We start from the raw sequence: 26,625 nt of genomic DNA, 5'->3' as shown, positions 1-26,625 counted from the left end.
CCTGTCAATGCCCCGAAATAAAGCTTAACCCTTTGATTAAACTGAACTTCTGTTCCGCCTCAACATCAGCGAAGGCCGCATTCTACAGCACCCAAATCCCTTGTCAACCCGGTGCGGAGGGTTTTTTGAAAAAATTACGCTGCGGCGCTCATGTTTTTCTGACCGTCGACCAAGCCAGGGCCAATCAGCTGAAAGGAATAGGGAAAAATCCGCCAAGTCGCAGGCCGTGATCGAGCACCTGGATCGCGAGACTGGGGAGCTGCAGGTTGAACGGGATTTCCTGGCCGGATAGCGCGGCTGGCGCCACTGTTCCAGCACGGCCCATGCTGCTTGAAGACCGGTGAAATTGCCCTCGCCTTTATCCGTCCGGACTTCATCGAGTCCATGGCGCGCGGATGAGGCAGTTTCCACTGCCGCCCCATATCCGCTTCCTGTTCGCCTGGCCAGCGCTTTGGCTTCTTCCGGGTTCACTGTTCGTGACACCCTTGCCGTTCGGCTGAAGCCTTCCCTTACCCGGCAAGTAGAGGGACTTCCCCCAAGTGGGTGCGCCCTGCCGGGCACACCCAGAAAAACGCCCCGCTCAACGGGGCGCGTATCTTCGATGGCTTACAAGGATCGCAGCAAAGCGTAGGCGCAGAGCGACATCAGCATCTGCGGGAACAAGCCAAAAGTTGCAACCGCCAAGCCATTCACGGAAATCAGCAGCTTGAGCGAGAAAGATCCTTTAATCGGGTCGTTATTCTGGGGCGCATCAAAGTACATGAGCTTGACGACACGCAGGTAATAAAAGGCACCAATCAGGGAGAAGAGGACGGCCGCCACAGCCAGCCAGTAGTACCCGGCCGCAACAACGGCTTGCAGCACCGAGAATTTGGCAAAGAAGCCCACAAAGAAGGGAATGCCCGCCATGGAGAACATCACGAACATCATCATCGCGGCAAACCAGGGGCTGCGCTTGTTCAAACCCTTGAAGTCTTCCAGTTCATCGGACTCGAAGCCCGCCTTGGAGAGCAGCATGATCAGCCCGAAAGCCGCCAGGGTGGTCAGCACATAGGTCACCACGTAGAACATGGAAGAGCTATAGGCGTTCAGGGCGAAACGAGCGTCTCCACCCACCACTCCCGTCACGATCCCCAGCAGCATGAAGCCCATGTGGGAGATGGCGGAATAGGCCAGCATGCGCTTGATGTTGGTCTGGACAATGGCAACCAGGTTACCGATGGCCATGGACAGTACCGACAGGACGATCAGCATGGATTGCCAGTCAGCCGCCTGGGTAATGAGCCCGTTCACCAGCAGACGCATCACGATGGCAAAGGCAGCCAGCTTGGGCGCCGAGCCGATAAACAGGGTCACGGAGGTCGGCGCACCGTGATAGACATCCGGCACCCACATGTGGAAAGGCACCACCCCCAGCTTGAAGGCGAGGCCCGCCACCAGGAAGACAATACCGAACACCAGCACGCTGCTATCGGCGGAGTGGGTATAGAGGCGCTCTGCCACGGCCGTGATTTCGAGACTCCCCGTAGCGCCATAGATCATGGACATACCGTAGAGCAGCATTCCGGAAGCCAGGGCTCCCAGGATGAAATACTTCATGGCCGCTTCGGTGGAAACGGCTGAAGAACGATTCAGCGCCACCATGGCATAGAGCGCCAAGGACATCATTTCGAGGCCCAGATACAGGGTCAGGAAATGATTGGCCGAGATCATCACCATCATGCCCAGGGTGGACAGCAGGGCCAGCACGTAATACTCACCCTTGGGAATCGACTGGCGCTCCTGGATGTATTCCCGGGAGTAGAACAACACCAGCACCACGGTGAGATAGACCGTCAGTTTGAGGAAGTCGGCCATCATGTCATCAACAAACATGTTGCTGAAGGTGAAAACCACATCCACATTGCTGGTCAGCACGGTGATTGCCGCACAACCGAGCAGGGTCAGCTGGGTCAGGACAAAGGTCAGCGTACGCCGGGGACTCTTGACTCCGAGATCCAGCAGCAGGATCACACATGCCATGGTCAGCAGAAAAATTTCCGGCGCAGCGGGGTACAGGCTGGGGGCGACAAAATCGTTGAACATGTCGGCTACCGATTATTGAATCTTGGTGATGGCAACGTGACGGAGGAGGTCATTGACCGAAGCATGCATTACCTCCGTAAACGGTTGCGGATAAAGACCCATGCCGAGCACACAGAGCGCCAGCATGAGCAGGATGAGAAACTCACGGCCATTGATGTCAGCCAGTTCGCGCACATGGTCGTTGGCAATGTCGCCAAAAATCACCCGCTTGTACATCCACAGCGTGTAGGCGGCCCCCAGGATCATGGTGGAAGCCGCGCCGAAGGCCACCCAGAAATTGAACTTGACCGCCGCCAGGATCACCATGAATTCGCCCACAAAGCCTGAGGTGGCTGGCAAGCCGGCATTGGCCATGGCAAACAGCATGAAAAAGGCCGCGAACTTGGGCATGGTGTTTACCACACCGCCGTAGTCGGCAATCTGACGGCTATGCATGCGGTCGTAGAGGACTCCAATGCAAAGGAACATGGCGGCTGAAACGAAACCATGGGAAATCATCTGCACCAATGCCCCTTCGAGCGCCATGGCACTGAACATGAAGAAGCCAAGCGTCACGAAGCCCATGTGGGCGATCGAGGAATAGGCGACCAGTTTTTTCATGTCTGCCTGGATCAATGCAATGAATCCGATATACACCACTGCGATCAAGGACAGGGCAATCACGAGGCCGGACAACTCGTGAGAAGCATCGGGCGCGATGGGCAGGTTGAAGCGCAGGAATCCATAGGCGCCCAGCTTGAGTGCGATTGCCGCCAGGACTACAGATCCACCAGTAGGCGCTTCTACGTGCGCATCGGGCAGCCAGGTATGCACCGGGAACATCGGGATTTTGACAGCAAACGCAATCATGAAGGCCAGGAAAATCCAGATCTGGGCATTCATCTCAAGCGGCAGCTGGTGCCAGTCGAGAATCGCGAAGGACCCTCCCGAGTGAATGAAGAGGTACAGCAAGGCCACCAGAAGGAGCAGGGAACCCAGCAGGGTGTAGAGGAAGAACTTGATGGCAGCATACACCCGGTTCGGTCCGCCCCAGATGCCGATGATCAGATACAGGGGAATCAGGGAGGCTTCGAAGAAGACATAGAACAGCACTCCGTCCAGAGCGGAGAAGATGCCGTTCATCAAGCCCGACATGATCAGGAATGCCGCGTTGTATTGAGCAACCTTGTTATCGATCACCTGCCAACCGGCCAGCACCACCAGGATGGTGATGAAGCTGTTGAGGATGATGAACAGCATGGAAATGCCATCCACCCCCAGGTGATAGTTGATATTGAACCTCGGAATCCAGCTTCCCAGTTCCACAAACTGCATGGCGCTGGTGGTGGTATCAAAGCCGGTATAAAGAGGAATGGTCACGAGCAACCCAAGCACGGCGCCAAACAGAGCAAGAACGCGGGACGTGGGAGCATTGCGATCAGAGCCGGTTGCCAGGACAAGAAGCCCAGCAAAGACCGGAATCCAGATAGCGAGAGAAAGCAGGGGATAAGACATGTTTTTCCTTGCCGTTCTACCTTAGACGCGAACCCAAAGGGTCAGCAGCAGCAACAGGCCGATGATCATGGTGAAAGCGTAGTGATAGACATAACCGGTCTGGGTACAACGTATCACCGCGGCGACCCAGCCGACGAGTTTGGCAGAACCGTTGACCAGCAGGCCATCGATCACTGCTACGTCCCCACCCCGCCAGAGACCACGCCCAAGAAGGAGTGCTCCACCAGCAAAGACAGTTTCGTTGATTTTGTCAAAGTAGTATTTATTTTCCAGAATCGTATAGATGCCGGAAAAACGACGCTGAATCGCAGCAGGAATATCGGGACGCTTCATGTAGAAGAACCAGGAAACGACCACACCGGACAGTGCCAGCCAGAACGGTGCCGTCTGGACAGCATGCAGCGCCATGGCAGTTGCACCCTGAAAATGGTGATGCAACTCCGCCATCCCGCCATGCGCGGCTTCATCCACATGAATCACCCCTTCGAAGAACTCTCCGAATACCATGGGACCCACCCCGATGTAACCAATGATGACCGAGGGAATGGCCAGAAGCACGAGGGGCAACGTAATGACCCAGGGACTTTCATGAGGTTTCTGGCCCGGTGCAAGACCGTGATGATGGTCGCTTGCGGCCTCTTCATCATCGTGATCGCCCTGGTGGTCACCATGAAGGGACTTACCGAAGCGTTCCTCGCCGTGGAAGACGAGGAAATACATGCGGAAGGAATAAAAGGCGGTGACAAAGACTCCTGCCAGCACGGCAAAGTATGCAAAACCTGAACCTGGAATATCGGAGAAAGCCACCGCTTCAATGATGGAATCCTTGGAATAAAAGCCTGAAAAGAAAGGAGTGCCAATCAGCGCCAGGGAGGCAATCAGAGTGGTCATCCAGGTAATGGGCATGTACTTGCGCAGCCCCCCCATGTTGCGGATGTCCTGATCGTGGTGCATGCCGATGATCACGGAGCCCGCACCAAGGAACAGCAGGGCCTTGAAGAAGGCGTGAGTCATCAGGTGGAAGATGGCCACGGAATAGGCGGAAGCGCCCAGCGCCACGGTCATGTACCCCAATTGGGACAAGGTGGAGTACGCCACGACCCGCTTGATGTCATTCTGGATGATGCCCAGGAAGCCCATGAAAAGCGCAGTAATGGCGCCAATCACCATCACCACGGACAGCGCGGTCGTGGACATTTCAAACAGGGGAGACATGCGGGACACCATGAAGATGCCCGCCGTCACCATCGTTGCCGCGTGGATCAGGGCGGAAATGGGCGTTGGGCCTTCCATGGAGTCCGGCAGCCAGACATGCAAGGGAACCTGGGCGGACTTGCCCATGGCGCCGATGAACAGGCAGATGCAGGTTACGGTCAGCAGAGACCATTCCTGCTCACCCCAGATGTTGAGGGTGGCATCAGCCAACTCGGGGGCCTTGGCAAATACCGCAGCGTAATCCAGGGAGCCGAAGTGGGCCAGAACCAGACCAATGCCCAGGATGAAGCCGAAGTCACCGACCCGGTTGACCAGGAAGGCCTTCATGTTGGCGTAAATGGCGGAGGGACGGGTAAACCAGAAACCGATGAGCAGATAGGACACCAGGCCCACGGCTTCCCAGCCAAAGAAGAGCTGCATGAAGTTGTTGCTCATCACCAGCATCAGCATGGAGAAGGTAAACAACGAGATATAGCTGAAGAAACGGTTGTAGCCCGGGTCATCCTGCATGTAGCCGATGGTATAGATATGCACCATCAGGGAGACGAAGGTCACCACCAGCATCATGGTAGCCGTCAGGGAGTCGATCAGAAAGCCCACGTGAAAGCTGTAAGCGCCCGTGGTCATCCAGGTATATACGTTGCCATTGAAGGTATTGCCCGCCATCACGTCCTGGAACACCAGTACGGAACCGATGAAGGACACCGCCACCCCGGCAATGGTGACGGTATGGGCCAGCCAGCGCGGGATCACCCGGCATAGCAGACCCGCCACCGCGGATCCAAACAGGGGAGCCAGGGCCACGAGCAAATAGAGTTTCTGCATTTCCATGTCCATCAGCCCTTCAGATGATTCAGGTCATCCACATGGATGGTCTTCAGATTACGGAACAGCAAGACCAGAATGGCCAGACCAACCGCCGCTTCAGCCGCCGCCACCGCCAGAATGAAGAACACGAACAACTGCCCGTTCGGGTCCTGCATGTAGCGGGAGAAGGCCACAAAATTCATGTTGACCGACAAGAGCATCAGCTCGATGGCCATCAGGAGCACGATCAGGTTCTTCCGGTTCAGGAAGATGCCGACGATGCTGATCGCAAATAGAATCGCGCCCAGAATCAGAAAGTGGGACAAGCTAAGCAAGGTACCTCCCGTAGTCTCAGTACTGCTACGCCGGCAGGCGCAGCAGCAAAAATTTAATCCTGTTTTTCCACCGGCATCTTGACGATGCGCATCCGATCAGCTGCCTTGACGCGAATCTGATCCGCCGGGTTGGTATAACGCGTCTTCTTCGGGCCCCGGAAGGTCAGCGCCACGGCCGCAATGACGGCCACCAGCAAAATGACCGCTGCCAGTTCGAAGGGATAGACGTAGTCGGTGGAGAGCAGCGCTCCCAGTTCCTGGGTATTGGAGGCATTGGCGGCCACATTGGGCAGATCGGAGTCGGGCACCTGGAAATATCGACTCCCCAGCACCATCCCCATTTCGATCACCATCAGGATGCCGATCACGGTGCCCAGAGGCAGGTAGCTCCAGAACCCCTGACGCAACTGGTCCAGGTTGATGTCGAGCATCATCACCACGAACAGGAACAGCACCATCACCGCGCCGATGTACACCATCACCAGCACCATGGCCAGGAACTCGGCCTGCAGCAGCACCCATAGACCGGCTGCCGTAAAGAAAGCCAGAATCAGGTGCAGCACGGCATGGACCGGGTTACGGGCCGTGATGACACGCAGGGCAGCGAAGATCAGCATCGCCGACAAAAAGAAAAATACAGTGGTCTTGAAATCCATCATCAGGCCCTGTCAGCGGTATTTGGCATCCAGCGCGCGGTCAGCCGCGATCTGGGATTCGTAACGGTCACCATTGGCCAGCAGCATGGCCTTGGTGTAGTAGAGGTCGCCCCGCTTCTCTCCGTGGTACTCAAGCACCCGGGTTTCCACGATGGCATCGACCGGGCAGGCCTCCTCGCAGAAGCCGCAGAAGATGCATTTGGTCAGGTCGATGTCGTAGCGGGTCGTGCGGCGCGAACCATCATCGCGCGGCTCAGCCTCGATGGTGATGGCCAGGGCCGGACAGATAGCCTCGCACAACTTGCAGGCGATACAGCGCTCTTCCCCATTGGGGTAACGACGCAGGGCATGCAGTCCGCGGAAGCGGAAGCTTTGCGGCGTCTTTTCCTCCGGGTATTGCACGGTGATCTTGCGGGCAAAGAAATAACGCCCGGTCACCGACATGCCCTTTAGCAACTCCTTGAGCAGGAGGCTGTTGAAGATTTCCTTCATTGCACCCATGGCTCTTGCCTCACTTCCAGATATTCAAGGGGGACAGCATCCAGATGCCGACGACAAACAGCCACACCACCGTCAGCGGAATGAACACCTTCCAGCCCAGGCGCATGATGTGATCATAACGATAACGGGGGAATGTGGCCCGGAACCAGAGGAAGAAGAACAGCATGAAACACATCTTGGCCAGCATCCAGACCATACCGTCCGGCAGGAAAGCCACCGGAGAGGACCAGCCGCCCAGGAACAAGAGACTGGTCAGTGCCGCAATCAGGATCATCTCGGTGTATTCGGCCAGGAAGAACACGGCAAACGCCATGCCGGAATAATCCACATGGAAACCGGCCACGATCTCGGACTCCCCTTCGGCCACGTCGAAGGGAGCACGGTTGGTTTCCGCAATGCCGGAAATGAAATACACCACAAACAGGGGCAGGAGCGGCAACCAGTTCCAGGACAGGAAGTTCAGGCCCATGTCGGCGAAAGTGCCCTTTTGCTGAGCATGCACGATATCCACCAGATTCAGGCTGCCGGACACCATCAGCACCACCACCAGGGCAAAGCCCATGGCGATTTCGTAGGACACGATCTGCGCCGCAGCCCGCATGGCACCCAGGAAGGCATACTTGGAATTTGACGCCCAGCCCGCCAGTACCACACCGTAAACCCCCATGGAACCGATGGCCAGAATGTAGAGCAGGCTGGCGTCGATATTGGCCAATACCAGGGTATCGGTGAAAGGCACCACGGCCCAGGCTGCCAGGGCCGGTGCCAGAGAGAGCATGGGAGCGATCACGAACAGGAAACGATTGGCCCCGGTGGGGATCACGATTTCCTTCAGCAGCAGCTTCACCCCGTCGGCGATGGGCTGTATCAAGCCGAGGGGGCCAACCCGGTTGGGGCCGATCCGCACCTGCATGTAACCGATCACCTTACGTTCAAAATAGGTAAGGTAGGCCACCCCCAGCAGCAGGGGAAGCACGATCAGCACGATCTTGATCAGGACCCAGACAGCCGACCAGGTCGTGCCAAACACGCCTGTACCCCATTGCATCAAAGTATCCATCAGGCACGCTCCACGGTGATGGCACCAAACATTTCGCCCAGGGCAGCCGTACTGGCATGAGCCGCAGCCACACGCACACAGCCAGCGGGTACCCCTTCATCCAGAACAGCAAGCAGTTCGGCTACGCCCTGCCCCTGCCGCACCCTGACCTTGTCACCGGCCTTCAAGCCAAGCTGGGCCAAGGTAGCGGCTGCGATGCGTGCAGACGGGGCTGCGGCATCGCGGGTTTTCTGCAAGGCCGGCGCACGACGGGCGATGGGGTCGGCAAAGTGGATGGGCACATCGGCGACACGTTCCAGACCCTGCCCTGCCCCGCCCTGCGGGATGGCTCCGCCATTCAGGGTGCCATTCAGGCCATTATCCAGGCCGGTGGCGAATTCGGCGGCGGCTCCCAGCACCTGGTCGCGCACTTCTTCGCTGCTGTTGAAATCAAAACCTTCCAGATTCAGGACATTGCCCAGCACGCGAAGAATCTTCCAGGCCGGACGGGCATCGCCCGCAGGACGCACCACGCCGGTGAAACTCTGAATGCGGCCTTCGGCATTGACGAAAGTGCCGGAAGTTTCAGTAAAGGGCGCCATGGGCAAGAGCACATCGGCGTAGGCCAGGGCAGGCTCGTGCTTGAAGGCGGAGAACATCACCACCATCCTGGCCTGCTCCAGGGCAGCCAGGGCCAGTTGCGGATTGGCGCAATCGAATTCCGGCTCCACGCCCATCAGCACATAACCCTTGCGGGGCTGTTCGAACATCTGCCGGGCGTTGGCGCCGGTAGGCAGGGCCCAGGCCAGTTGGCCGCCGACGCTGTTGGCCGCTTCGCAAAGAAAACCGAAAGTCGCACCGGTGATCCGGGCCAGTTGCAGGCCCAGGACATGCAGCTGGGTGGCGGCGGCCGACTGCTGGGCGGCATTGCCCAGGAACACGGCCTTTTTCCCGCCTTCGATCAGGCTCCGGGCCATGGCCTCGGCCTGTTCGCAGACCTGGATATTTTCCAGGCCAGCCGGAACGGCGACACCCTTCTGCTGGGCGGCAGCCTTGACCACAGCGGCCAGGGCCTGGGCCAGCTGGCTGGGAGCCACGGTCAGGCGGGCATGCAGAGGCACCCGCTGATCGTCGGCGGACAGATCGATCAGGCTCAGGGCGGCACCGCCCTTGCGGACGGCCTGACGCAGGCGCTGAGCCATCAGGGGGTGATCCTTGCGCAGGAAGGAGCCCACCACCAGCGCGGCATCGAGATTGTTGAGCTCGGCCAGGCGCATGCCCAGCCAAGGGGTGCCGATGCGCTTGCCGTCACTGGCGAAATCCTGCTGGCGGGGGCGATGGTCCACGTTGCCGGAACCCAGGGCCTGCATCAGCTTTTGCAGCAAAAAGAGTTCTTCCACGGTGGCATGGGGAGCCGCCAAAGCGGCCAGGGCATCCCCCCCGAATTCGCGGGAAATATCCTTGAGGCCGTGGGCCACATAGTCGAGAGCCACGTTCCAGGGCACTTCGCGCCATTCCCCGCCCTGCTTCACCATGGGCTTGGTCAGGCGCTGATCGGAATTCAGGGCCTGATAGCTAAAGCGCTCCTTGTCGGAAATCCAGCATTCATTGACGGCCTCGTTCTCACGGGGCAGTACGCGCATCACCTGATCATGCTTGACCTGCACGATCAGGTTGGCTCCCAGGGAATCATGGGGGCTGACGGAACGGCGACGCTGCAGTTCCCAGGAACGGGCGGTGTAACGGAAAGGCTTGGAAGTGAGGGCGCCGACCGGGCACAGGTCGATCATGTTGCCGGACAGCTCGGAATCCACCGACCGGCCCACGAAGGTGGTGATCTCGGAATGCATGTTCCGGTTGACCATGCCCAGCTCCATGATGCCGGCAATTTCCTGGCCGAAGCGGACACAGCGGGTGCAGTGGATGCAGCGGCTCATCTCCTCCATGGAGATCAGCGGACCTGCATCCTTGTGGAACACCACGCGCTTTTCTTCCTGGTAACGGCTCTGCATGCCACCATAACCGACGGCCAGGTCCTGCAATTGGCACTCCCCGCCTTGATCACAGATGGGGCAATCAAGCGGGTGATTGATCAACAGGAATTCCATCACCCCCTTCTGGGCCTGGACCGCCAGGTCGGAATGGGTGAACACCTTCATGCCGTTGGTCACCGGGGTGGCGCAGGCTGGCAGGGGCTTGGGGGCCTTCTCTACCTGGACCAGACACATCCGGCAATTAGCAGCAATGGAAAGCTTCTTGTGATAGCAAAAGTGCGGAATGTAGACGCCCATTTGCTGGGCGGCATCCATCACCGTACTGCCATCAGGCACTTGCGCTTTCTTGCCGTCGATTTCGATTTCTAGCATGTCGCTACCTTGAAACGCGATTTAACAGACAACCATCAAGCCGGAACTTCATGGAAGCCGCTCCCTGCCCATTGCACGTCCTTCGGCACCAGGCAGGTCTTGTGTTCGATGTGGTACGCAAACTCGTCCCGGAAGTGCTTGATGAAGCTCTGCACGGGCATGGAAGCGGCATCACCCAGCGCGCAGATGGTGCGCCCCATGATGTTGGTGGTGACGCTGGACAGCAAGTCCAGATCATCGGGACGGCCCTGGCCGTTTTCGATGCGGTGCACCACCTTGTAGAGCCAGTTCGTGCCCTCCCGGCAGGGGGTGCATTGGCCGCAGGATTCTTCGTAGTAGAAGAAGGACAGGCGATCCAGGGCCTTCACCATGCAGGTAGTCTCGTCCATGACGATCACGGCACCGGAACCGAGCATGGAGCCCGCCTTGCTGATGGAGTCGTAATCCATCGTGGCATCCATCATCACGGCACCGGGCACCACGGGGGAGGAAGAGCCCCCGGGAATGACGGCCTTCAACTTGCGACCCCCGCGCATGCCGCCGCACATTTCCAGCAAGGTGGAAAACGGCGTCCCCAGGGGAATCTCGTAGTTGCCGGGACGATTCACGTGGCCGGAAACGGAAAAGAGCTTGGTGCCGCCGTTGTTGGGCTTGCCCAGATTCAGGAAATTCTCGCCGCCCATCTTCAGGATGAAGGGGATGGCAGCGAAGGTTTCCGTGTTGTTGATGGTGGTGGGCTTGCCATAGAGGCCGAAGGAGGCGGGGAACGGCGGCTTGAAGCGAGGCTGCCCCTTCTTGCCCTCGATGGATTCGAGCAGGGCGGTTTCTTCACCGCAGATATAGGCCCCGTAGCCATGGTGGGCAAAGAGTTCGAAGCCGAAGCCGGAGCCCAGGATGTCCTGGCCGATGAAGCCGGCGGCCCGGGCTTCGTCCAGCGCGGCTTCGAAGCGCCGGTACATTTCCCAGATTTCGCCGTGGATGTAGTTGTAACCCCGGGTCGCACCCATGGCATAGGCGGCAATCGCCATGCCCTCGATCACGGCATGGGGGTTGTAGCGGACGATGTCCCGGTCCTTGAAGGTGCCCGGTTCGCCCTCGTCGGTATTGCATACCACATACTTGTCGCCCGGGAAGGAGCGGGGCATGAAGCTCCACTTGAGGCCCGTAGGAAAGCCTGCTCCCCCCCGGCCCCGCAGGACGGACGCCTTGACTTCAGCGATCACCTGCTCTTGAGGCATCTTCTCCGTCAGGATTTTCTTCAGCATTTCGTAACCGCCACGGGCCACGTAATCCTTCAGATGCCAGGTGTTGTCACCATCGAGACCGGCCATCAGGACCGGATGGATTGCGCCGAGGATAGCCATTACTTGAGTTCCTCCAGCAGCTTGTCGATCTGTTCAGGCAACATGAAGGAACACATGCTGCGGTTGTTGACCAGCATCACCGGTGCATCGCCACAGGCTCCCATGCATTCCCCTTCCTTGAGGGTGTATTTGCCGTCGGCAGTCGTCTCGCCGTAGCCGATGCCAAGCTTGTGCTGCAGGTACTCGCCGGCATGGTAGCCACCGGACAAGGCGCAGGGCAGATTGGTGCACACGGTCAGCTTGTACTTGCCGACCGGCTGCAGGTCATACATGTTGTAGAAGGTGGCCACCTCCATGGCTGCCATGGGCGGCATGCCCAGGTAATTGGCCACCGCCTCGATGGCCTCGGCCGGCAGCCAGCCCTGTTCTTCCTGTGCCAGGGCCAGGCAGGCCATGACGGCAGACTGTTTCTGGTCGGCCGGATATTTGGCGACCTCGCGGTCGAATTTCTGGAGCGTCTCAGCGGTAAACATTAGCGGTCGATCTCGCCAAAAACGATGTCCTGGGAACCGATGATCGTAACGACGTCGGCAATCATGTGACCGCGGGACATTTCGTCCATGGCGGCCAGGTGGGCAAAGCCCGGAGCCCGGATCTTCATCCGGTAAGGCTTGTTGGCCCCATCCGAGATGAAATAGATCCCGAACTCACCCTTGGGGTGTTCCACGGCGGCATAGGCCTCGCCGGCCGGCACCTGGATACCTTCAGAGAACAGCTTGAAATGGTGAATCAACTCTTCCATGTTGCTCTTCATGGCTTCACGCGAAGGGGGCGCCACCTTGTGGTTGTCGGTAATGACCGGACCAGGGTTCTTGCGCAACCAGTCGATACATTGCTTGATGATCTTGTTCGACTGCAGCATTTCTTCCATGCGCACCAGATAGCGATCGTAGGAATCGCCATTGACACCGACCGGCACATCGAAATCCACCTTGTCGTAGGCCGCATAGGGCTGCTTCTTGCGCAAATCCCATTCGATACCGGAACCGCGCAGCATGGCCCCCGTAAAGCCCAGCTGCCGGGCACGCTCGGGGCTCACCACACCGATATTCACCAGACGCTGCTTCCAGATCCGGTTATCGGTCAGGAGGGTGTGGTACTCACCGTGATATTTGGGGAATCGGTTGGTGAAGTCTTCCAGAAAATCGAGCAGGGAGCCTTGCCGATTTTCGTTGAAGGCCTTCACGGTGGCAGCGTTCTTCCACTTGGATACTTCGTACTGAGGCATGCGATCGGGCAGATCCCGATACACTCCCCCCGGACGGTAATAAGCGGCGTGCAGACGGGCGCCACAGACCGCCTCGTAGGCATCCATGAGATCTTCACGTTCCCGGAAGGTATACAGCGCCATGGACATGGCCCCCACGTCCAGGGCATGACAGCCAACCCAGAGCAGATGATTCAAGATCCGGGTCACCTCATCGAACATGGTGCGGACATAAAGAGCGCGCTCCGGAACCTCGATGCCCAGCATCTTTTCCACGGCCATGCAGTAAGCATGTTCATTGCTCATGGTGGACACATAGTCCAGCCGATCCATGTAGGGCACGGACTGAACCCAGGTACGAGTTTCCGCCAGCTTTTCGGTGGCGCGGTGCAGCAGGCCGATGTGGGGATCCGCCCGCTCGACCACTTCACCATCGAGCTCCAGCACCAAGCGCAGCACACCATGGGCAGCCGGATGCTGGGGACCAAAGTTCATGGTGTAGTTACGGATATCAGCCATGGCTCACATCCCCATAAGCAGCTTCACGCCGGATACGCGGCGTATTTTCCCGTGGCTCGATGGTCACGGGCTGGTAAATGACACGCCCTTCATCCGGGTCATATCGCATTTCCACGTGACCCGAGATGGGGAAATCCTTGCGGAAGGGGTGGCCAATAAAGCCGTAATCCGTGAGGATGCGGCGCAGATCTTCGTGACCTTCAAACATGATGCCAAACAGATCAAAAGCTTCGCGCTCATACCAATTGGCAGAATTCCAGACCGGACATATGGAGGCCACGACCGGGAAGCCGTCATCCTCGGCAAAAACACGCACCCGCAAACGCCAGTTATTGGCCATCGAAAGCAGATGACTTACCGCGGCATAGCGGCGGCCAGACCAGTTTTCGGCATAAGTGGAATAATCCACGCCGCACAGGTCGATCAATTCTTCGAAGCCCAGTTCAGGCTCATCGCGCAGCTTCAGCATGACCGGGAGATAGTCGGCAGCCGCCACTTCGATCGTTGCCTCACCCAATGCGAGGGTCAGGTTCTTGATGCGCTCACCCAGATGCTTTTCCAGGTGTTGACTGAGTCTTTCCAGCTTTACGGACATGTCGATAGCCTGATGATGTTAGCGGGCAATGGTACTGGTACGACGGATCTTGTTCTGCAGCTGGATGATGCCGTAGATCAAGGCCTCCGCCGTCGGAGGGCAACCGGGCACATAGATATCCACCGGCACGATCCGGTCGCAACCACGCACCACCGAATAGGAGTAGTGATAATAGCCACCACCATTGGCGCAGGAACCCATGGAGATCACCCAGCGGGGTTCCGCCATCTGGTCATACACCTTGCGCAGGGCAGGGCCCATCTTGTTGGTCAGGGTACCGGCGACGATCATCACATCCGACTGGCGCGGCGACGGGCGGAACAACACGCCAAAGCGGTCGAGATCGTAACGGGCGCAGCCCGCATGAATCATCTCCACCGCACAGCAGGCCAGACCGAAGCTCATCGGCCACATCGATCCGGTGCGCATGTAATTGATGAGCTTGTCAGCCGTGGTGGTGACAAAACCTTCCTGAAGAACGCCTTCAATCGACATGAATCACTCCCAATCCAGGGCGCCCTTGGCCCAGGCATAGGCATCACCCACCAGGATGATGGTAAGGAAAATAGCAACCTCGATGAAGCCAAAGAACTTCATGGGTTCGCTCGCCACGATATCCTTGTAGACCGTCGCCCAGGGAAAGAGGAAGGCAATTTCCAGGTCAAACAGAATGAAGATGATGGCAATCAGGTAGTAGCGCACGTCGAACTTCATGCGCGCATCTTCGAAAGCCTCGAAACCGCACTCATACGGAGAGAGCTTTTCCGGATCAGGATGATTCGGAGCAACAAGCCACCCTATCAGCACCGGCAACGCACCTACCGCCAGACCTACCAGGATGAACATCAAAATCGGAAAATAATTTTCCAGCATGATCGGCCGCACTCGTTAGTAAGAAATGGACAGTTCAAGGACAGCTCGAGGACAGCTCGAAAAACCATCCGCTCGAAAAACCATCCGTATTGCATCTGGTGCCGACGGCGAGACTCGAACTCGCACAGCTTGCGCCACTACCCCCTCAAGATAGCGTGTCTACCAATTTCACCACGTCGGCTGGAATCGTATGAGGCCCGAGCCCCGCACCCGATTACCGGGGAATGTCTTTTTCTTTGGAGCCAGCACCCGCCTGTGTTTCAGGCACAGCGACTGACTGCGGAACCGGCGCGGATTGTACCGCGTCCTGCATCACACCTCCAGAGGTTTTTGGCGCATTTGATGCAACATAGGCCAGAACCAGGCTGGTAATGAAGAAAACCGTCGCCAGAACAGCCGTGCTGCGACTGAGGAAGTTGGCAGAACCGGACGAGCCAAAAAGGCTGCCAGAAGCCCCGCTACCGAATGCCGCCCCCATGTCCGCGCCTTTACCATGCTGCATCAGCACGAGGCCGATGATCGCCAGTCCTACCAGGATATGGATTGTCAAAACCAGGGAAAATAACCAGTTCATGGAATTCTTCAGTAATTTGCCGCCTGGCAGATCGCCAGGAAGTCTTTTGCATTCAAGGAAGCACCACCGATCAAACCGCCATCGATATCCGGCTGGGCAAACAGCTGCGCTGCATTATCCGCCTTGACGCTTCCGCCATAAACAATCTGCAAGCCTGCTGCGACTTGCTCATCCAGGGCCGCCACATGCCGCCGCAGCGCCTGATGCACTTCCTGGGCCTGCCCGGGTGATGCGCTCAGCCCCGTTCCGATCGCCCAGACCGGCTCATAAGCCAGCACGCAGGAAGTCATCGCCCCAACCCCGTGCTCTGCCAGCACGGCATCCAGTTGCCGGAACAATACAGCCAGGGTCGCTCCCGCCTGATGCTCTGCCAGGGTTTCCCCCAGACACAGCACGGGCACCATTCCCGCTCCCTGCACTGCCGCAAACTTGGCAGACACCAGCACATCGGTCTCTGCATGCAGGGTACGTCGCTCTGAATGACCGACTATAACATAACGACAGGCAAAATCCTGCAACATGCCCGCCGCCACTTCGCCGGTATAAGCACCTGCCGCATGGGCGCTCACATCCTGCGCCCCCAAGGCAAGCCAACTGCCTTGCACCAGCCGGGAAACCTGATCCAGATAAGGATAAGGAACACAGACTGCAATCTCCACCTGCTCCATCCCCTGACGAGAGGCCAGGAGCGCCGCAACCAGAGCCTGATTGGCAGACAGGCTTCCATTCATTTTCCAGTTACCGGCTACCAATGGCTGGCGACGCATTCAGGGCACCTGCAGACTAAGACGCCGGATTATATCGGCCAGCAGAAACCATGGTCAAGAAAGGAAAGGGCTCAGCCAGGCGCCGAGCCCTTTCCTCTTGATCAAACGGGATGAATCAGCCAAAGCGACCGGTGATGTAATCCTCGGTCTGCTTTTTCTTGGGCTTGATGAAGATTTCATCGGTCACCCCATACTCGACCAGCTCACCGATATACATGTAAGCGGTGTAGTCCGACACCCGGGCCGCCTGCTGCATGTTGTGGGTCACGATGAGGATGGTGACCCTGCTCTTCAACTCGGTAATCAGTTCCTCGATGCTGGCGGTGGCAATGGGGTCCAGGGCAGAGGTGGGCTCATCGAACAGCAGCAGTTCAGGATCGGTGGCCAAGGCCCGGGCGATGCAGAGGCGCTGTTGCTGCCCCCCCGAAAGATTGGCGCCCAGTTCCTTCAGGCGATCCTTCACTTCATCCCAGAGTGCCGCACCGCGCAAGGCGGATTCGACCTTGTCGTCGATGACCGAATTGGAACGCTCGCCCCGCACCCGCAGCCCATAAGCCACGTTCTCGTAAATGGACTTGGGAAAGGGATTGGGTTTCTGGAACACCATGGAGATGCGCATGCGCACTTCGATGGGATCGACATCGGGGGACAGCAGATTCGTGCGATCCGGATGGAACTCGATGCCGCCGCCCTCGTAACGATTGCCGGGGTAGAGATCATGCATGCGGTTGAAGCAGCGCAGGAAAGTGGATTTACCACAGCCGGAAGGGCCGATCAGGGCGGTCACCTTGTTTTCATAGACCGGCATGGTGATGCCCTTGAGAGCCTGAAAGTTGCCGTAGTAGAAGCTCAGATCCTTCGATTCGGCTTTGAGAACAGGCTGTTGTACTTGAATTTCGCTCATGGATTTCATCCAGTTGATTTATCGACTTACCAATTGATGTTCTTGCGCATCCGATAGCGCAGCCAGATGGCAGTGCCATTCATCAGCAAGGTCATGAAGACCAGGATGAAGCCAGCGGCGGCGGCATTTTCCTGGAAGGCCGCCTCGGGCCGGGATGTCCAGTTGAACATCTGGATGGGCATCACGGTAAAGGGAGAGAACAGCCAGTCGAAGAGGCCTGCCGGAGGATCCCCGACAAAGGGCGGCGTGGGCAAAAAGGCAATGAAGGTCAAAGCGCCGATGGTGATGATCGGGGCCGTCTCACCGATGGCCCGGGCCATGCCGATGATCACCCCGGTCATGATCCCGGCACTCGAATAGGGCACGATGTGGTCCCGCACCACCTGCCAGGTGGTCGCTCCGCAACCGTAGGCCCCTTCCCGCACCATCACGGGAATGGCACGGATGGATTCCCGGGTGGCCACGATCACCACCGGCAGGATCAGCAGTGCCAGGGTCAGGCCAGCCGTAAGGATGCTATGCCCCAGGCCAAAGGTGTAGACGAACAGCCCCAAGGCCAGCAGGCCGTAGATGATGGAAGGCACACCGGCCAGGTTGGTGACATTGATCTCGATGATGTCCGTGACCCAGTTCTTGGGGGCATATTCTTCCAGATACACCCCGGCCGCCACCCCCAGCGGTACCGCGGCAACCGCGGTCACCAGCATCACCAGGACAGAGCCTACCCAGGCCGAGAGGATGCCTGCATCCTCGGCCCGGCGCGAGGGGAAGGAGGTAAAGAACTCCCCATCGATCCGCCCCATGCCCTGAATCGCCATATCCATGAACAGTATTAGGAAGGTCAGCACGCCGACCATCAAGGCAAGTATTCCCAGGATGCCGAACATCCAGTCATAGCGCTTGTGCCTGCCGATCAGGTCGCGCAGGCTTTGTAGTTCTTGTTGATTCATCAGTACACCTCGCGATATTTTTTGCGCATGTAGTAGCCCAGCAGATTGAAGGCCAGGGTCAGGAGCATGAGAGTCAGGCCGGCGGCAAAAATGGTCTGGTAACCAATCGAACCGTGCGGCAGATCACCCAGCGCCACTTGCACGATGTAGGAAGTAATGGTGGCGCCCGGCTCGGCCGGATTGAAGGTCAGATTGGGCTGCATACCTGCTGCCACCGCCAGGATCATGGTTTCCCCCACCGCCCGGGACACCCCGAGAATGTAGGCGGAAGCAATACCCGAAGTCGCTGCGGGCATCACCACTTTGATGGCTGTTTGCAGTCGGGTAGCGCCCATGGCGTAGGAGCCCTCGCGCAACGACATGGGCACTGAGCGCATGGCATCTTCGGACAGGGAAGCCACATAGGGAATGATCATCACCCCCATGATCAGGCCGGCAGAAAGCAGATTGAAGCCGGGCAGATCGGGATAAATCATCTGTAGAACGGGCGTCAGGAACACCAGGGCGAAATAGCCATAAACGATGGTCGGCACCCCCCCCAGCAATTCGAGAAAAGGCTTGGCGATCTCCCGCACGACAAAGGGCGCGAATTCCGACAGGTAAATGGCAATGATGGTCCCCAGGGGAATCGCCACCAGCAATGCCACGACCGAACTGGTCACCGTACCGGAGAGCAGCACCATGATGCCGTAATGCGCATCATCGAACTGGGGGGTCCATTGGGTATCAAACAGAAAATCCGTCAGCGGTATCTGCCGGAAAAAATCAAGGGATTCGCTCACCAGGATGTAGATGATGGCGGCCGTGGTGAATACGGATATGAAAGCGGCCAAAAAGAGCAGACCCTCGATCGCGCGCTCTTTCATATGGCGCGTACGGTCCTTCCTGAGCCGGGCGCTTGGTAAGGACATGGTGGCCACTCCCTGTGAGTCGATAACAGCTGAATTCATGAATACTTTCCGGTAGTTGCATGATTCTCGGAAAAAAAGCCGCTCCAGGCCAGAAGCGCCCGGGCGGCTTGTGCAAAGCTTACTTGGCTTCCATCTTCATCAGTTCTTCGATGGTCAGACCCACCTTGTTGTGACCGCCAAACTTGGTGCCCTTGTGCATCTTGGCAAGCACATCCAGGTTGTGCTCATAGGCGACCTTCGGCAGCGGCACGTACTTGACCTCACGGGCCAGCTTGTCCGCATTCTTCATGTAGTACTGCACGAATTCCTTGACTTCAGGACGCTCGGCGGCCTTGGCGTTGACATAGATGAAGATCGGGCGGGACAGCGGGTTGTAGCTGCCATTGATCACATTTTCGCTGGTGGGGCTCACGGCCACACCCTTGTTGTTGACGATGGGCACGGCTTTCAGCTTGGACTGATTTTCTTCGTAATAGGCAAAACCGAAGAAACCCAGGGCTCCCACATCACGCGACACCCCCTGGACCAGCACATTGTCGTCTTCAGACGCGGTGAAATCACCCCGGCTGGACTTGGACTTGCCGACCACGGCCTCGGTGAAATAGTCAAAGGTACCGGAATCGGCGCCAGGCCCGAACAGTTTCAGGGGCTTGTCGGGGAAAGCGGGATTGACCTGCTTCCAGCTCATCACCTTGCCCTGGGCGGCGGGTTCCCACATGGTCTTCAGTTCAGCAACGGACAGTTGCTTGACGTAGTCGTTCTTGGGATTGATCACCACGGTCAGCGCATCGAAAGCCACGGGCAATTCCAGGTATTCGATGCCGGCCGCCTTGCAATCCGCCATTTCCTTTTCAGTAATGGGGCGGGATGCATCGGAGATGTCAGTCTCGCCGCGGCAGAATTTCTTGAAACCACCCCCGGTACCAGAGATGCCGACCGTGACGCGCACGGCACCCTTCTTGTTCTTCTGGAAATCCTCGGCCACAGCCTCGGTCACAGGGAAAACGGTGGAAGAACCGTCGATCTTTACATAGGATTGTGCGGAAGCCATACCAGAAGCAGCAACACCGGCCAGAGCGAGGCTCATGGCGGCAAACAGGCGGGTAACTTGCATCGTCGATCTCCTGAACATTTGGTCAAAAATATCGCTGCGGCGCAGCAGACAAACCATAGTTTAGAGATGCCGCATTACACGTTTGTTACAAAACGGTGATAGACCTGCAGCAAGCAGGCCCATCGCCGATCAGGCTGACGCCGCACATACCGCCTGAGCCAGGGCCTCGGCCTGGGCGCGCACCAGGCCGGCATCCCGCCCTTCGACCATGATCCGCAACAGGGGCTCGGTGCCAGAAGCGCGCAGCAGCACCCTGCCCTGGCCTGCCAGCCTCTGCTCGGCGGCCGCGCGGGCAGCGGCAATGACGGCGCTGTCCTGCCAGGCAAAGCCCTTGACCATGGGCACATTGATCAGCACCTGGGGATACAGGGACAAGGCCCCCAGCAGTTCCGCAGGTGATTTATCCTGCTGACGCAGCGCCGCCAGCACCTGCAAGGCGGCGATGATGCCATCCCCGGTACTGTGCTTGTCGAGGCAAAGGATGTGGCCGGAGTTCTCGCCGCCGAGCAGCCAGCCCTTTTCCAGCAGCATCTCCAGCACATAGCGGTCGCCCACCGCCGCACGCAGAAAAGGCACGCCCAGGGCCGCCAGGCCATGTTCCAGGGCGAGGTTGCTCATCAGGGTGCCGACCACCCCGGCCACCTTCTGCCCCTGGGCCAGGCGGCCAACCACGATGGCATACAACAGCGAGTCTCCGTCATGAATGCAGCCGGAAGCATCCACCATCACCAGCCGATCCCCGTCGCCATCCAGGGCGATGCCCAGGTCGGCACCCTGCTCGAGCACCGCCTGACGCAGGGCGCCAGGGGCCGTGGCCCCGCAACCTGCATTGATGTTGAGGCCATTGGGCTCGGCGCCGATCGCATGAACTTCGGCCCCCAGTTCATGGAAAACCTCGGGCGCCACGTGATACGCCGCGCCATGGGCGCAATCGACCACCAGCTTCAGGCCCCGCAGGTTGAGCTCATTGGGAAAGGTGCTCTTGCAAAATTCGATATAGCGGCCCCGGGCATCATCGATGCGCCGGGCCCGGCCCAGGCGGGCGGATTCAACACAGCCCATAGGGACATCCATCTCGGCCTCGATGGCCTGTTCCACCTCATCCGGCAGCTTGGTGCCGAGCGCCGAAAAGAACTTGATGCCGTTATCGTCATAGGGATTGTGGGAAGCTGAAATCACCACCCCGGCCTGGAGCCGCAAGGCCCGGGTCAGATACGCCACGCCCGGAGTCGGCAAGGGGCCTACCAGACAGACATCCACCCCGGCGGCGGCAAAACCGGCCTCCAGTGCCGCTTCGAGCAGATAACCGGAGACCCGGGTGTCCTTGCCGATCAGCACCGTCGGACGCTCCCCCGGGGACGAGGTGTCCTGGGCCACCAGCACCCGGCCTGCTGCATGGCCCAGTTGCAGAGCGAACGCGGGGGTGATGGGAAACGCCCCGACCTTGCCGCGCACCCCATCCGTACCAAAATATTTTCTACTCATGCGGTTTGTTCCTGTTCGATCGCTGACCACACCGCCAGAGCATCCCGGGTTTGCGCCACATCATGGACGCGGATGATGCGCGCCCCTTTGGCGGCGGCCAGCACGGCAGCCGCCAGACTGGCCGCCAGACGCTGCTGCACCGGCCGACCGGTCACGGCGCCCAGCATCGATTTGCGTGACACGCCCACCAGCAGGGGCAAGCCATCTACGGCCAGCCGGGCCAGGCCAGCGAAAAGTTCGAGATTATGGTGCAAGGTCTTGCCAAAACCAAAGCCGGGGTCCAGCACCAGCCGCTCCTCAGCAATCCCGGCCTGTCGACAGGCTTGGGTCCGCGCCGCCAGAAAGGCCCGCACCTCCGCCACCACATCCCCATAGACCGGGGATTCCTGCATATGGCGGGGCTCCCCCTGCATGTGCATCAGGCAGATGCCACAATCGCTGGCGGCCACTACCTCCAGCGCCCCTGGCGCGCGCAGACCGTTGATGTCGTTGATCATGCTGGCCCCGCTTGCCAGGGAAGCCGCCATGACCTGGGGCTTGCAGGTATCGACGGAAACGGGAACCCCCCAGGTGCTGACCACTTCCAGCACCGGCAGCAGCCGGTCCAGTTCTTCCTGCAAGGAGGTAGGCTGGATCCCTGGCTTGGTGGACTCGGCGCCCAGATCCAGGATGTCGGCCCCGGCTTCCAGTTGTGCCCGGGCATGATCCAGGGCAGCCCCGGTACGTCCCGCCAGGCCATCACCGGAAAAGGAATCCGGCGTCAGGTTGACGATCCCCATCAGCCGTGGGCGGTCCAGGGAAAGCCGGTAGGAAGCGCAGTGCAATTTTTTCATGACGGGAATGAAAAACGCCGGAAACCCGGGGAGTTCCGGCGTAATGGCAGGCGTAATGGCAGGCGTAATGGCGGGCTGGATGGATCAGGCCGTAGCCGGTGCGTTGGGCGCTGCGTCCGGCGTGCCGCCATGGCCGGAAGGCTTCGACAGGGTCTGGGTGGGCTTGGGCGGCCGGGGCGGCTTGCCCGCCATGATGTCGTCAATCTGCTCGGCATCGATGGTCTCCCACTCCAGCAAGGCCTTGGCCATGGCCTCGACCTTGTCCCGGTTCTCTTCGAGCAGCTGGCGCGCCAGGGCGTATTGCTGATCGATGATGCGGCGAATCTCGGCATCCACCTTCTGCATGGTGGATTCCGAGACATTCTTGTGCTGGGTCACGGAGCGGCCCAGGAAGACCTCACCCTCATTTTCGCCGTAGACCATCACCCCCAGGTCGGACATGCCGTAACGGGTCACCATGTCCCGCGCCATGGCCGTAGCCCGCTCGAAGTCGTTCGAGGCCCCGGTGGTCATCTGGTTCATGAACAGTTCTTCGGCGATCCGACCGCCGAACAGCACGGCGATCCGGCTCATCAGATATTGCCGGTCATAAGCGTAACGGTCCTGCTCGGGCAACTGCATGGTCAACCCCAGGGCCCGGCCCCGGGGAATGATGGTGACTTTATGGACGGGATCGGACTTGGGCATCAGTTTGGCCACCACGGCATGACCGGATTCGTGGTAAGCGGTATTCATCTTCTCTTCCTCGGTCATGACCATGGAGCGACGCTCGGCGCCCATCATGATCTTGTCCTTGGCCCGCTCGAAGTCCTCCATGTCTACGAGGCGCTTGTTGCTGCGTGCCGCGAACAGCGCCGCTTCGTTCACCAGGTTGGCCAGGTCGGCACCGGAAAAGCCGGGAGTGCCCCGGGCGATGATGTCGGCCTTGACATCGCCGGCCATGGGAATCTTGCGCATGTGCACCAGCAGGATCTGCTCGCGGCCACGGATGTCGGGCAGCGGCACGACCACCTGGCGGTCGAAGCGCCCGGGACGCAGCAAGGCCGGGTCGAGAATGTCGGGCCGGTTGGTGGCGGCAATGACGATGATGCCCGTGTGACCTTCGAAACCATCCATCTCCACCAGCAACTGGTTCAGGGTCTGTTCCCGCTCGTCGTTACCCCCTCCGAGCCCGGCACCGCGATGACGGCCCACGGCATCGATTTCATCGATGAAGATGATGCACGGCGCGTGCTTCTTGGCATTCTCGAACATGTCGCGCACCCGGGCGGCACCCACGCCGACGAACATTTCGACGAAATCCGAACCGGAAATGCTGAAGAACGGCACCTTGGCCTCGCCGGCGATGGCCTTGGCGAGCAAGGTCTTGCCGGTACCCGGATTGCCGACCATCAGCACCCCCTTGGGAATGCGGCCGCCCAGTTTCTGGAACTTGGTCGGATCGCGCAGGAAATCGACGATTTCCTGGACCTCTTCCTTGGCCTCGTCGCAACCGGCAACGTCGGCAAAAGTGATGGCGTTGGTCGACTCATCCATCATCCGGGCCTTGGACTTGCCAAAGGAAAAGGCGCCGCCCTTGCCGCCGCCCTGCATCTGGCGCATGAAGAACACCCAGACGCCAATCAACAGCAGCATCGGGAACCAGCTGACGAAAATGCTCATCAGCATCGAGGGCTCTTCTTCAGCCTTGGCTTCGATCTTGACGCCATACTTGAGCAGGTCGGACACCAGCCAGAGATCGGGAGGAGCAACCGAGGTAATACGCTTGCCGTCCGTCGTGGTGGCCTTCAGGGTGCGGCCCTCCATGACCACCTTGGAAATGTGGCCATCCCGGACCTCCTCGATGAACTGGGAATAATCGATGGCGTTATTGCTGACCTGGCGCGTGTTGAATTGATTGAAGACCGTCATCAGCACCAGACCGATGACGAGCCAGACCGCCAGGTTTTTGAACATGTTGTTCAAGCTTTCTCTCCTTCAGGTGCCAGAGGCATTTACAGCGAAGTATGGGATTCTAATGAGAAACATCAGGAGCGCAAGTTTCTGGCCAGAAGATACAACTCGGCGCTCCGGTCGCGGGATGCCTTGGGTTTGCGTGTGCCCACGCTGGAGAAGGCTTCCCGTACAACTTTGACAAACTTTTCGAAATCAGTTCCCTGGAAGACCTTGACGAGAAAAGCGCCGTCGGGCTTGAGATGGGCCTGGGCGAATTCCAGGGCCAGTTCCGCCAGATACATCCCCCGGGCCTGGTCCATCAGCGCAACACCGGACATATTGGGCGCCATGTCCGACATCACCAGATCGACCTTGTGCCCGAGCAGCAGTGCCTCGAGCCGGCGCAGCACCTCATCCTCGCGAAAATCCCCCTGGATGAACTCCACCCCGGCAATGCCCTGCATTTCGAGAATATCCATGGCAAACACCCGCCCCTTCTCCCCCACCCGCCGGGCGGCCACCTGGGACCAGCCGCCAGGGGCGGCCCCCAGGTCCACCACCCTGGCGCCAGCCTGGATGAGTTTGTCCTTGTCGTCGATTTCCATGAGTTTGAAGGCCGCCCGGGAACGCCAGCCATCCTTTTTGGCCAACTGCACATAGAGATCATTCACATGCTCGCGCATCCACGCTTTGCTGGTTCTCGTTCTTGCCATCCGGTAAAATGTCCGTTTCAGAAAAGGTTACTCAATGTTGCTGATTTCATCCGAGCAGCGCCGCCAGTTGCGGGCCCGGGCCCATGGCCTGAACCCCGTGGTTTCCATCGCCCAGCAGGGTCTCTCCGATGCCGTGCTAAAGGAGGTCGACAGCTGCCTGAAGGCCCATGAATTGATCAAGATCCGGGTCTATGATGACGACCGCGACGTCCGGGAAGGCTATCTTGCCACCCTGTGCACCAATCTGGGTGCCGCTCCGGTTCAACATATCGGCAAACTCCTGGTGATCTGGCGTCCCCGGCCGGAAGGAGAGGCTGGCGCCAAAGTCAGCAAACCCTCCCGCCCCCGCAACAGCCCGCTGCGCCGCAGCAAGCGCAGCTATCAATAACACACCGGATCAGCGACACACCGGATCAGCGCACACCCCGGCCGACCCGCAGCAACAGGGCCAGCCCCAGCAGGCTCTGGAGCAGATAGAGGCTGCTGGAGATGCCGTGCCAGGTTGAAAACCGGTCCCGCAGCAGGCTGTCCATCACATCCCTGGGCAGGGCATCGAGTTTCATCTGGGCCATCAGGGGCTGAATGCCGAACAGGCTGACGGCCGTCAGAATGAGCATCAGTGCCGCCAGCCAGAACGCCAGGGTGCGCATCGCCCCGAACCCCTGGCGCAAGAGCAGGAACAGCAACAGGAAAGTCCCCAGCCCCATGCCCAGCCAACCGGACACCTCGAACATGTGTCCGGCAATGGCGCCGGCCTGCTGGCGGCTTTCCAGGATATGGAAAAGGGTGGGCGCCACCACATAACCGATCGTCCACAGCCCTCCGACCCAGAGGGTCAGGGCGACCTGGAACAGGGCATCGGCGATTCGGCGCACCCTGGCCTACTCGTAGCGGACGTCGAGGATTTCGAATTCCCGGATGCCGCCGGGTGCCTGGACCTGGGCGATATCGCCGGCATACTTGCCGATCAGGGCCCGGGCCATGGGCGAACCCACATAAATCTTGCCCTCCTTGATGTCGGCCTCGTCCTCGCCGACGATCTGGTAGGTCACCACCTCGCCCGAATCTTGATCCTCCATTTCCACGGTGGAACCAAACACGCAGCGGCCATCCACATCGAGCAGACGGGGATCGATGATCTGGGCGTTGGAGAGCTTGCCCTCCACTTCCTGGATCCGCCCTTCGATGAAGCCCTGGCGCTCCTTGGCCGCATCGTATTCGGCGTTTTCGGACAGGTCGCCATGGGAGCGGGCTTCGGCAATGGCCGCGATGACGGCAGGCCGATCCACTGTCTTGAGGCGATGCAGTTCTTCGCGCAGCTTTTCGGCGCCGGCGACGGTCAGCGGTACTTTGCTCATATTCTTCTCTTACCTAAAGAAAAAC

Annotated in this window: 28 protein-coding genes and 1 tRNA gene; 2 read left to right on the top strand and 27 right to left on the bottom strand. The window is 59.1% G+C overall.

Going from position 1 to position 26,625, the window contains the following annotated elements; translation table 11 throughout:
• The coding region (locus WBH99_RS01850; RefSeq protein ID WP_424218406.1) for a hypothetical protein at positions 1–230 on the top strand (230 nt) is incomplete at its 5' end.
• A gap of 376 nt (positions 231–606) precedes the next feature.
• On the opposite strand, the gene nuoN is transcribed toward WBH99_RS01850, so the two are convergent.
• The 25 genes from nuoN to rlmE all read right to left on the bottom strand — a co-directional run bounded on the left by nuoN (position 607) and on the right by rlmE (position 25,242).
• Positions 607–2,085, bottom strand: a complete 1,479-nt coding sequence (nuoN, locus tag WBH99_RS01845) for an NADH-quinone oxidoreductase subunit NuoN (protein WP_424218405.1) — start codon at positions 2,083–2,085, stop codon at positions 607–609.
• Between the two features lie 12 nt (positions 2,086–2,097).
• Positions 2,098–3,579, bottom strand: a complete 1,482-nt coding sequence (locus WBH99_RS01840; RefSeq protein WP_424218404.1) for an NADH-quinone oxidoreductase subunit M — start codon at positions 3,577–3,579, stop codon at positions 2,098–2,100.
• Between the two features lie 21 nt (positions 3,580–3,600).
• The gene (gene nuoL / locus WBH99_RS01835) at positions 3,601–5,625 is read right to left on the bottom strand and encodes an NADH-quinone oxidoreductase subunit L (protein ID WP_424218403.1); all 2,025 of its coding nucleotides are present in this window, start codon (positions 5,623–5,625) and stop codon (positions 3,601–3,603) included.
• Positions 5,626–5,630: 5 nt separating this feature from the next.
• Complete coding sequence (gene nuoK, locus WBH99_RS01830) at positions 5,631–5,936, bottom strand: NADH-quinone oxidoreductase subunit NuoK (RefSeq protein ID WP_424218402.1); 306 nt, start codon at positions 5,934–5,936, stop codon at positions 5,631–5,633.
• Between the two features lie 53 nt (positions 5,937–5,989).
• Positions 5,990–6,592 (bottom strand): NADH-quinone oxidoreductase subunit J, encoded by a 603-nt coding sequence (locus tag WBH99_RS01825; RefSeq protein ID WP_424218409.1) that lies wholly within the window; start codon positions 6,590–6,592, stop codon positions 5,990–5,992.
• Between the two features lie 12 nt (positions 6,593–6,604).
• On the bottom strand, positions 6,605–7,093 hold the full coding sequence (gene nuoI, locus WBH99_RS01820) for an NADH-quinone oxidoreductase subunit NuoI (RefSeq protein WP_424218401.1): 489 nt from the start codon (positions 7,091–7,093) through the stop codon (positions 6,605–6,607).
• A gap of 10 nt (positions 7,094–7,103) precedes the next feature.
• Entirely contained in the window at positions 7,104–8,153 is a 1,050-nt protein-coding gene (gene nuoH / locus WBH99_RS01815) for an NADH-quinone oxidoreductase subunit NuoH (protein WP_424218400.1), read from the bottom strand.
• Positions 8,153–10,498, bottom strand: coding sequence for an NADH-quinone oxidoreductase subunit NuoG (gene nuoG, locus WBH99_RS01810; protein WP_424218399.1), 2,346 nt, complete (start codon positions 10,496–10,498; stop codon positions 8,153–8,155). The genes nuoH and nuoG overlap by 1 nt, the downstream gene beginning before the upstream one ends.
• Positions 10,499–10,533: 35 nt before the next feature.
• Positions 10,534–11,862, bottom strand: a complete 1,329-nt coding sequence (gene nuoF / locus WBH99_RS01805; RefSeq protein WP_424218398.1) for an NADH-quinone oxidoreductase subunit NuoF — start codon at positions 11,860–11,862, stop codon at positions 10,534–10,536.
• Entirely contained in the window at positions 11,862–12,335 is a 474-nt protein-coding gene (gene nuoE, locus WBH99_RS01800; protein ID WP_424218397.1) for an NADH-quinone oxidoreductase subunit NuoE, read from the bottom strand. The genes nuoF and nuoE overlap by 1 nt, the downstream gene beginning before the upstream one ends.
• Positions 12,335–13,588, bottom strand: coding sequence for an NADH-quinone oxidoreductase subunit D (locus tag WBH99_RS01795; RefSeq protein ID WP_424218396.1), 1,254 nt, complete (start codon positions 13,586–13,588; stop codon positions 12,335–12,337). Before WBH99_RS01795 ends, nuoE begins: the two co-directional genes overlap by 1 nt.
• Positions 13,581–14,183, bottom strand: coding sequence for an NADH-quinone oxidoreductase subunit C (locus WBH99_RS01790; RefSeq protein ID WP_424218395.1), 603 nt, complete (start codon positions 14,181–14,183; stop codon positions 13,581–13,583). The genes WBH99_RS01795 and WBH99_RS01790 overlap by 8 nt, the downstream gene beginning before the upstream one ends.
• An 18-nt stretch (positions 14,184–14,201) precedes the next feature.
• Positions 14,202–14,678, bottom strand: a complete 477-nt coding sequence (locus WBH99_RS01785; RefSeq protein ID WP_424218394.1) for a NuoB/complex I 20 kDa subunit family protein — start codon at positions 14,676–14,678, stop codon at positions 14,202–14,204.
• Between the two features lie 3 nt (positions 14,679–14,681).
• Positions 14,682–15,056, bottom strand: coding sequence for an NADH-quinone oxidoreductase subunit A (gene ndhC, locus WBH99_RS01780; RefSeq protein ID WP_424218393.1), 375 nt, complete (start codon positions 15,054–15,056; stop codon positions 14,682–14,684).
• Positions 15,057–15,152: 96 nt separating this feature from the next.
• Positions 15,153–15,237: transfer RNA gene (locus tag WBH99_RS01775), tRNA-Leu, on the bottom strand.
• 33 nt (positions 15,238–15,270) lie between these two features.
• A complete protein-coding gene (gene secG / locus WBH99_RS01770) occupies positions 15,271–15,630 on the bottom strand; it encodes a preprotein translocase subunit SecG (RefSeq protein ID WP_424218392.1) in 360 nt (119 codons plus the stop codon).
• Positions 15,631–15,638: 8 nt separating this feature from the next.
• Entirely contained in the window at positions 15,639–16,397 is a 759-nt protein-coding gene (gene tpiA / locus WBH99_RS01765) for a triose-phosphate isomerase (RefSeq protein ID WP_424218391.1), read from the bottom strand.
• 115 nt (positions 16,398–16,512) lie between these two features.
• Positions 16,513–17,301 (bottom strand): phosphate ABC transporter ATP-binding protein PstB, encoded by a 789-nt coding sequence (gene pstB / locus WBH99_RS01760; protein WP_424218390.1) that lies wholly within the window; start codon positions 17,299–17,301, stop codon positions 16,513–16,515.
• A gap of 26 nt (positions 17,302–17,327) precedes the next feature.
• Positions 17,328–18,251, bottom strand: a complete 924-nt coding sequence (gene pstA, locus WBH99_RS01755; protein WP_424218389.1) for a phosphate ABC transporter permease PstA — start codon at positions 18,249–18,251, stop codon at positions 17,328–17,330.
• On the bottom strand, positions 18,251–19,201 hold the full coding sequence (gene pstC, locus WBH99_RS01750; RefSeq protein WP_424218388.1) for a phosphate ABC transporter permease subunit PstC: 951 nt from the start codon (positions 19,199–19,201) through the stop codon (positions 18,251–18,253). The genes pstA and pstC overlap by 1 nt, the downstream gene beginning before the upstream one ends.
• Positions 19,202–19,280: 79 nt before the next feature.
• The gene (locus WBH99_RS01745) at positions 19,281–20,276 is read right to left on the bottom strand and encodes a PstS family phosphate ABC transporter substrate-binding protein (protein WP_424218387.1); all 996 of its coding nucleotides are present in this window, start codon (positions 20,274–20,276) and stop codon (positions 19,281–19,283) included.
• Positions 20,277–20,405: 129 nt separating this feature from the next.
• On the bottom strand, positions 20,406–21,761 hold the full coding sequence (glmM, locus tag WBH99_RS01740; RefSeq protein WP_424218386.1) for a phosphoglucosamine mutase: 1,356 nt from the start codon (positions 21,759–21,761) through the stop codon (positions 20,406–20,408).
• A complete protein-coding gene (gene folP, locus WBH99_RS01735) occupies positions 21,758–22,594 on the bottom strand; it encodes a dihydropteroate synthase (RefSeq protein ID WP_424218385.1) in 837 nt (278 codons plus the stop codon). The genes glmM and folP overlap by 4 nt, the downstream gene beginning before the upstream one ends.
• 84 nt (positions 22,595–22,678) lie before the next feature.
• Positions 22,679–24,559: an ATP-dependent zinc metalloprotease FtsH gene (gene ftsH / locus WBH99_RS01730; protein ID WP_424218384.1), complete on the bottom strand. Its 1,881-nt coding sequence runs from the start codon at positions 24,557–24,559 to the stop codon at positions 22,679–22,681.
• 62 nt (positions 24,560–24,621) lie between these two features.
• Complete coding sequence (gene rlmE, locus WBH99_RS01725; protein ID WP_424218383.1) at positions 24,622–25,242, bottom strand: 23S rRNA (uridine(2552)-2'-O)-methyltransferase RlmE; 621 nt, start codon at positions 25,240–25,242, stop codon at positions 24,622–24,624.
• A 34-nt stretch (positions 25,243–25,276) separates the two neighbouring features.
• On the opposite strand from rlmE, the gene WBH99_RS01720 reads away from it, so the two are divergent.
• Complete coding sequence (locus WBH99_RS01720) at positions 25,277–25,630, top strand: YhbY family RNA-binding protein (RefSeq protein ID WP_424218382.1); 354 nt, start codon at positions 25,277–25,279, stop codon at positions 25,628–25,630.
• A gap of 25 nt (positions 25,631–25,655) precedes the next feature.
• Here WBH99_RS01720 and WBH99_RS01715 read toward each other — a convergent pair whose 3' ends face one another.
• Entirely contained in the window at positions 25,656–26,117 is a 462-nt protein-coding gene (locus WBH99_RS01715) for a DUF4149 domain-containing protein (protein WP_424218381.1), read from the bottom strand.
• A 6-nt stretch (positions 26,118–26,123) separates the two neighbouring features.
• Positions 26,124–26,600 (bottom strand): transcription elongation factor GreA, encoded by a 477-nt coding sequence (greA, locus tag WBH99_RS01710; protein WP_424218380.1) that lies wholly within the window; start codon positions 26,598–26,600, stop codon positions 26,124–26,126.
• Positions 26,601–26,625 lie beyond the last annotated feature (25 nt).

The sequence above is a fragment of the Azovibrio sp. genome (assembly GCF_049658005.1).
Classification (GTDB): domain Bacteria; phylum Pseudomonadota; class Gammaproteobacteria; order Burkholderiales; family Rhodocyclaceae; genus Azovibrio.
The sequence above is the reverse complement of the archived record's forward strand: the minus strand, read 5'-3'. Positions and strand labels throughout refer to the sequence as shown.